The sequence below is a fragment of the Burkholderia sp. 28_3 genome (genome assembly GCF_003253915.1).
Lineage (GTDB): Bacteria > Pseudomonadota > Gammaproteobacteria > Burkholderiales > Burkholderiaceae > Burkholderia > Burkholderia cenocepacia.
The window spans coordinates 56,720-62,940 of record NZ_QKZF01000029.1; the positions used below are offsets into that span (position 1 = coordinate 56,720).

The following is a 6,221-nucleotide window of genomic DNA, read 5'->3' on the forward strand; positions in this document are numbered from 1 at the left end:
GGCGAGGTGGTGGCGCACGTCAGGCGTCGGTTTCGCGACGACCGGCGACAGCCGTTGCGCCGCCGTGATCTCGCCTGGTCGCTCGCCGTCGCCGGCGCCTTCGTGCCGGCCTGCCCGATCTGGATATCGGCCGCTTCGACGTTGCCGCCCGCTCGGCGCTTCTGTCAAACTGGCGCCCATGAAACCGCGCCTCACGTCACCGCCTTCCCCCGATTCCGCGCCTGCGCCCGCGGGCTTTCCCGATGCCGACGAACTGGCTGCCCTGCGTGCGTGGTACGCGGGCATGACCGTGCGCCAGGCCGTCGAGCGCTACCTGCCCGACCGGCTCGGCGACGGGCGGTCGGCGCGCGGCGTGATCGGCGCCATTCGCCGCCGCCTCGTGCGCGTCGCGCGGCAGGTGGGCCGCGCCGATCTCGCGGCACGGCTCGGCCATCCGGACGGTGAGCGTTTACGGGAGGCGAAAGCCGCAACCGACGCGATCGGCGTGCTGCGTCATGCGCGCGCGCCGGTCCCGCAGATCAGCGACGACGTCGGCCTGTGGCTGCCGACGCGCGCGGTCGTTGCATTGCGTGCGCACGGGATCGCGACGCTCGCCGACCTGACGGTGCGGATTCCGCGCCGGCGCCAGTGGTGGCGGGCGATCGCGGGCCTCGGCATGGCCAGCGCGCGGCGCGTCGAGGCGTTCTTCGCCGCGCATCCGGACCTGACCGAACGCGCGCGTGCGCTGATCGCCGCGACGCCGCGCGGCAGTATCGTGCCGTGGGAGCATCTGAGGCTGCCGCACGAAGTCGACGGCTCGGCCGGCACGTTCCGCGCGCCGCGCGCGACCAGCACGCTCGACGCGGACAACGATTACGCGGCCGTGCACGCGTGGCTGTCGCTGCACGAATCGGCCGCGACGCGGCGCGCGTACCGGAAGGAGGCCGAGCGGCTGATCCTGTGGGCGATCGTCGAACGCGGCCGCGCGCTGTCGTCGCTGACGACCGAGGACGCGCTCGCGTATCGCGCGTTCATCCGGCGGCCGACGCCGCACGAACGCTGGGTCGGGCCCGTGCGGCCGCGCGGCGCGCCCGACTGGCGGCCGTTCTCGGGCGCGCTGTCCGCGCGCTCGGCCGCGTACACGCTGTCGGTGCTCGGCGCGCTGTTCCGCTGGCTGATCGAGCAGCGCTACCTGCTCGCGAATCCGTTCGCCGGCGTGAAGGTGCGCGACACGCGCGGCGCGACCGCACTCGATACGTCGCACGCGTTCACCGAAGGCGAGTGGCTGCTGGTCCGCACGATCGCCGACGGGCTCGAGTTCCAGACGCGCCCGCTCAAGGGCGCGCCGCAGTCGGGCTGGACGCCGGCCGCCGCGCAACGGCTGCGCTTCATTCTCGATTTCGGCTACGCGACGGGGCTGCGCGCGAGCGAACTGGTCGGCGCGACGCTCGGCGACATCGAGACGGACGCGCACGGCGACGCGTGGCTGAAGGTGATCGGCAAGGGCAGCAAGGCCGCCCGCGTCGCGCTGCCGCCGCTCGCGCGCACGGCGCTCGATCGCTATCTGGTCGCGCGCCGTCTGCCGGTCACGCCGGCGCGCTGGCGGCCCGATACGCCGCTGATTCCGAGCCTCGCGGAAGATGACGCGGCCGCGATCACGAGCGTGCGGCTGTGGAAAGTGATGCAGCGTTTCTTCGCGCAGACGGCCGAGCGCGTCGAGGCCGACCACCCGGCGCTCGCGCACAAGCTGCGCCAGGCAAGCCCGCACTGGATGCGGCATACGCATGCGACGCACGCGCTGGCGCGCGGCGCGGAGCTGACGACGGTGCGCGACAACCTGCGGCATGCGTCGATCTCGACGACGTCGATCTACCTGCATGGCGACGACGTGAAGCGGGCGCGGCAGATGTCGAGCGCGTTCGGTATCGACAAATGAGTTGAACGGCGCGGCGTCGACGCAGGTCAGACGAATTTTCGGTCCTGGAGATTCGGATGGCATCGAGCCAGAGCACAGTCGATTTCATCGTCGAGCAGATCGCGGCGGCCGGTACGGTCTCGGCGCGCAAGATGTTCGGCGAATACGGCATCTATTGCGACGGCAGGATGGTCGCGCTCGTCTGCGACGACCGGCTGTTCGTCAAGCCGACGCCTGAAGGCCGCGCGTATCTCGGCGTGTGCGACGAAGCCCCGCCGTATCCGAGCGCGAAGCCGCATCTCGTCATTGCTGGCGATCGCTGGGACGATCGCGAATGGCTGTCGACGCTGATCCGGATCACCGCCGCGCAAGTGCCGCTGCCGGTGAAGCGCAGCCGATGACGATCGCGCCGCCTGCCACGCCGCGCGGCCGGCAGGCGTATTCTGTGACACATGCGCGCGGCCACCGTGCGCCCGGGAGTACCAACATGGAGACATCCGCAGCTTCGCGCGGCACGCGCCGTGCCTGGCGCGCGCTCGTCGCAGCCCTGTGTGTAGGCTGGAGCGCGCTGTCGTTCGGCGCGGAGGGCGCGAACGGCGCGGCCGCGCTGCTCGACCGCTACCGCAGCCTCGGCGCGCAACTGAAGGACAACGCGTTTCACCGGCCCGTGGTCCTCGAATCGTCGGAAGCGTCGTCGTCGCTGAAGGGCGACATCTACGCGGTCGTCGATTATCCGTTCGCGGTCGTGAACGGCCAGCTCAACGATCCCGCGCAAGGCCCCGCGAACTGGTGCGCGGTGCTGATCCTGCACCTGAACACCAAGTACTGTCACGCATCGAGCGGCGCCAACGGCCCGGTGCTCGACGTGAACCTCGGCCGCAAGATCCAGCAAAAGTTGCCGGATACCTATCGCGTGCAGTTCCGCTATCGCGTGGCGGCCGCGACGCCCGACTATTTCCAGGTCGACCTGACCGCCGACAGCGGCCCGATGGGCACGAAAGATTACCGGATCGCGCTCGAAGCCGTGCCGGTCGGCGCGTCGCGCACGTTCCTGCACCTCACGTATTCATACGGGTTCGGCACGGTCGGCCGGATGGCGATGAAGACCTACCTCGCGACGGTCGGCAGCGACAAGGTCGGGTTCACGACCGTCGGCGCCGCGTCGGCCGCGCAGCCGCAGTACATCGGCGGCGTGCGCGGGCTGCTGGAGCGCAACACGATGCGTTACTACCTCGCGATCGACACCTATCTCGCGACGCTCGACAAGCCGCTCGACCAGCGCCTCGCGCGCTGGTTCGACGCGACCGAGCAGTATCCGCAGCAACTGCACGAAGTGGAGCGCGGCGCGTATCTGCAGATGAAAGCGCAGGAGGTGCAGCGGCAGCAGACGGCGCGGTAGGCGCCTGCATCGCCGTCAATCGAGCAACCCCGCGACGACGTCGACGATCCGCTGCAGCAGCGCTTCGTCGTAAGGCAGCCACGGCACCGCGCGCAGCGGCGACGGCGGTGGCGCGATCGCCGGTTCGACCGGCTCGCCGTCGCGCGTCACGCGGCCGGTCGCGCAATGCACCGACCATGCGCCGACGCGCACGTGGCGTTCGTCGATCGTGATCTTTCCTTGCGCAACCGGCTCGGCGAACACGAGCGACAGCACGTGTTTGCGATGCTGCGCCATCACACCCAGCGGCAGATCGGACAACCGGTTCAGGCGCTGCCAGCGTTCGGCTTCGAGCTCACGCAGGCGGACCGGGTCCGCCGCGAGCGAAGCGGTCGCCGCACGTGTCGCATCGTCGTCGAGCGCGAACGCGGACACGCTGACGAGCAGGTCGACCGCGCGCGCCGCTTCCGAGAACACCACCCGATCGATCTCGCCGATCGGCAGCGGCAGCCAGCGGGCGCCGTGCCGGCGTTCGAAGTGCAGCCGGCGCGACGTACCGTGGCTTTCCGAACCCGGATAGAGGCGCGCATCGACGCGGAAGGTCGCGCGCACGTCGCCGAATTCGCGGACGAGCGCGTCGTCATAGGCACGGATCGACCAGCCTTCGCGGCGTGCGACACCGAGCAGCGGCCGGCTCGACAGCACGTGGCCTTCGAACATCGCGGTATCGCTGGCCGACGCGTCGCCGTCGCTCGGCACGTAATACTCGCGAAACGCCTGCCTGACCGGTTGCCGCAGCGACCGGCCGACGATCGCGCGCTGCCACGCGAGCCGCTCGTCTGCGTCGGCCAGCAGCGGGTGCCATAGCCGGATCTCGCAGTCGTCGGCGATCTCGCATGCGCGGCCGGCCGCGTCGCGCAGCACGACCTTGCCCTTGGCGATATCGGGCGTGAACGATTGCGTCGAGCCGTCGCCGCGGCGTGCCTGCCAGATCATCCGCGCCGAGAACGCGGCGCCGGCCGGCGCATCGACGAGCCGCTCGCGCCATTCGGCGTGGCCGAGCGTCAGCGGCTGCCAGAAGCCGGTCTCCATGCAGGTGGCGAGCATCGCGAGGGACTTTTTGTCGGGCTGCGCGTCGAGCGTCATCCGCAGCGCGGTACGCGGCCGCTCGCCGAGTGCGCGTTCGGCCGGCTTCAGGTTGCGCGCGAGTTTCTTCTGCACGCCCGCGTGACGGACGACGGCCAGCGCGTCGCGCAGCGCGCGCACGCCCTCGGGCGTCGGGATCGTCTCGATCGCATGGCCGAGCGCGATGGCGAGCGATTGCGACGGCGCGGTTTTCGCGGCCGTCGGCGCGACGCATACCCCCGTCAGCAGCGGCCCGATCAGCGGGCGCAGCCATGCTTCGTCGCGATAGGCGGCCACGCGCGCGGCGCGGGACAGCACTTGCGCGTCGTCGGTCGTGAACGCGCGATCGGCTTCGTACGGCACGGCGCCGGCATGCAGCGCGGCGACCTGTCGCGCCGCTTCGGTCAGCGCGTCGCGCGCGAACGCGACGTACGCGGCTTCTTCCGCGAGCGTCACGGCCGGATCGCTGAGGTCGAGCCACAGCCGCTTCGGCGCGAAATAGCCGTCGTTCGTTGCAGCCAGTGCGAGTAGCGCGGCCGCTCCGAGTTCGGGCAACACGTCGAGTTCGCGCACGCGAAACGGCGAACCGGCCAGCGCCTGCGCACAGGCTGCGCGCCGCGCCGAGAAGTCGCGGCGGCCCGCGAACCAGTCGAGCGCATACGCGGCATAGGCCGACGCCGCGCGCAATCCGCCTTCTTCCGGTTCGTCGGCGATCCGCGCGAGTTCGGCTTGCAGCGCGGGCGACGGCAGCGCGTCGAGGTACGGCAGATCCTCGAGCGCGCGTTTCCACCCGCCGGCCGGAATGGCGCGGAAGAGTTCGAGCGCCGCATCGGCGTCGATGAGCGGCACGAGGCCGAGCGCATCGATCTGCCGGTGCACCGTGCGCGCGAATTCGGCGCGCGGGTCGCCGAACGCCTGGTCGCGCACGAGGATCTCGTGCTCGACGCGCCGCAGCGCCGGCCACACGGTGCCTAGCGCAGGCGCGTCGAGCGCCGACAGGTCGATCGGCTCGTCGATGGCGCCCGCGTGGGCGGCCGGGTCGGTCAGCCGCCCGACGAGTAGCGCTACGAGGGCGCGATCAGCCATGCGTACGTGCCCGGTCGGCCGCACCGTTCTGGCGCGATTTCTTTTGTGCCGGTCGCGCGACGCGTCTCGCGCCGCCGAGGCCGGCTACGGGTTCGATCGTGTGCTGCATGGTCTGGCTCTCATCGTGAAAAACCGTGCGGGCGCACAGTATTGCACCCCCATTGATCCGCGCGCGCGGAGGCCCGTGCGGCGGGCCTGCCGGGCCGATTCGCCCGCGCCGTGCCAGCCGACCGACCGTCCGGCCATTTCATAAGACGTACAGTTTTCCCGCGATGCGCGATTCGCGCCGAACTGTACTCTTGCTCGCGTGCTCGATGTGTGTACTCGTCACCAACTGTTCTTCTCTTAAGATCAGATCATCAAGTGCACAGTGCCGCAGATCCAGTTGGTCCGGACCCCTGGCGGCGCATCTTCAAGAGAGAGCCAGTGCGATGGAAAAGGCAAAACCGGAGGGAAAGATCAGGAATCACGACGGCCCGGTCGGCGGGCGAAACACGTGCAACGCGTGCGGATTGGACGCACACGGTGGGGCGGCGCGGCTGCGCATGCCGGCGGGAGACGCGCGATGAAACTCTATGAAAAGCTCGCGGACGATATCGAGCGCCTGATCCGCCAGGGCGTGTACCGGCACGGCGACCGGATTCCGTCGGTGCGGCAGGCGAGCCAGCAGCACCGGATCAGCATCACGACGGTGCTGCATGCGTATCTGCTGCTGGAAAGCCGCGGGCTGCTCGAAAG

The 6,221-nt window shown here is 70.3% G+C and carries 5 protein-coding genes; 4 read left to right on the forward strand and 1 reads right to left on the reverse strand.

Annotation, left to right across the window (positions count from 1 at the left end; translation table 11 throughout):
- The first annotated feature begins 178 nt into the window (after positions 1-178).
- The 3 genes from DFS13_RS35425 to DFS13_RS35435 all read left to right on the forward strand — a co-directional run bounded on the left by DFS13_RS35425 (position 179) and on the right by DFS13_RS35435 (position 3,293).
- Positions 179-1,915, forward strand: a complete 1,737-nt coding sequence (locus tag DFS13_RS35425; protein ID WP_111442749.1) for a site-specific integrase — start codon at positions 179-181, stop codon at positions 1,913-1,915.
- Positions 1,916-1,971: 56 nt separating this feature from the next.
- Positions 1,972-2,295: a TfoX/Sxy family protein gene (locus tag DFS13_RS35430; RefSeq protein WP_006498438.1), complete on the forward strand. Its 324-nt coding sequence runs from the start codon at positions 1,972-1,974 to the stop codon at positions 2,293-2,295.
- An 86-nt stretch (positions 2,296-2,381) separates the two neighbouring features.
- Positions 2,382-3,293 (forward strand): hypothetical protein, encoded by a 912-nt coding sequence (locus tag DFS13_RS35435; protein WP_006498437.1) that lies wholly within the window; start codon positions 2,382-2,384, stop codon positions 3,291-3,293.
- Positions 3,294-3,308: 15 nt separating this feature from the next.
- On the opposite strand, the gene DFS13_RS35440 is transcribed toward DFS13_RS35435, so the two are convergent.
- A complete protein-coding gene (locus DFS13_RS35440; RefSeq protein WP_111442750.1) occupies positions 3,309-5,483 on the reverse strand; it encodes a DUF4132 domain-containing protein in 2,175 nt (724 codons plus the stop codon).
- 565 nt (positions 5,484-6,048) lie between these two features.
- On the opposite strand from DFS13_RS35440, the gene DFS13_RS35445 reads away from it, so the two are divergent.
- The coding region (locus DFS13_RS35445; protein WP_124674135.1) for a GntR family transcriptional regulator at positions 6,049-6,221 on the forward strand (173 nt) is incomplete at its 3' end.

Bases quoted from the DNA above. Each gene is read 5' to 3' on its own strand.
- DFS13_RS35430 (WP_006498438.1), top strand. From the start codon at position 1,972: ATGGCATCGAGCCAGAGCACAGTCGATTTCATCGTCGAGCAGATCGCG.
- DFS13_RS35425 (WP_111442749.1), top strand. From the start codon at position 179: ATGAAACCGCGCCTCACGTCACCGCCTTCCCCCGATTCCGCGCCTGCG.
- DFS13_RS35440 (WP_111442750.1), bottom strand. From the start codon at position 5,483: ATGGCTGATCGCGCCCTCGTAGCGCTACTCGTCGGGCGGCTGACCGAC.
- DFS13_RS35435 (WP_006498437.1), top strand. From the start codon at position 2,382: ATGGAGACATCCGCAGCTTCGCGCGGCACGCGCCGTGCCTGGCGCGCG.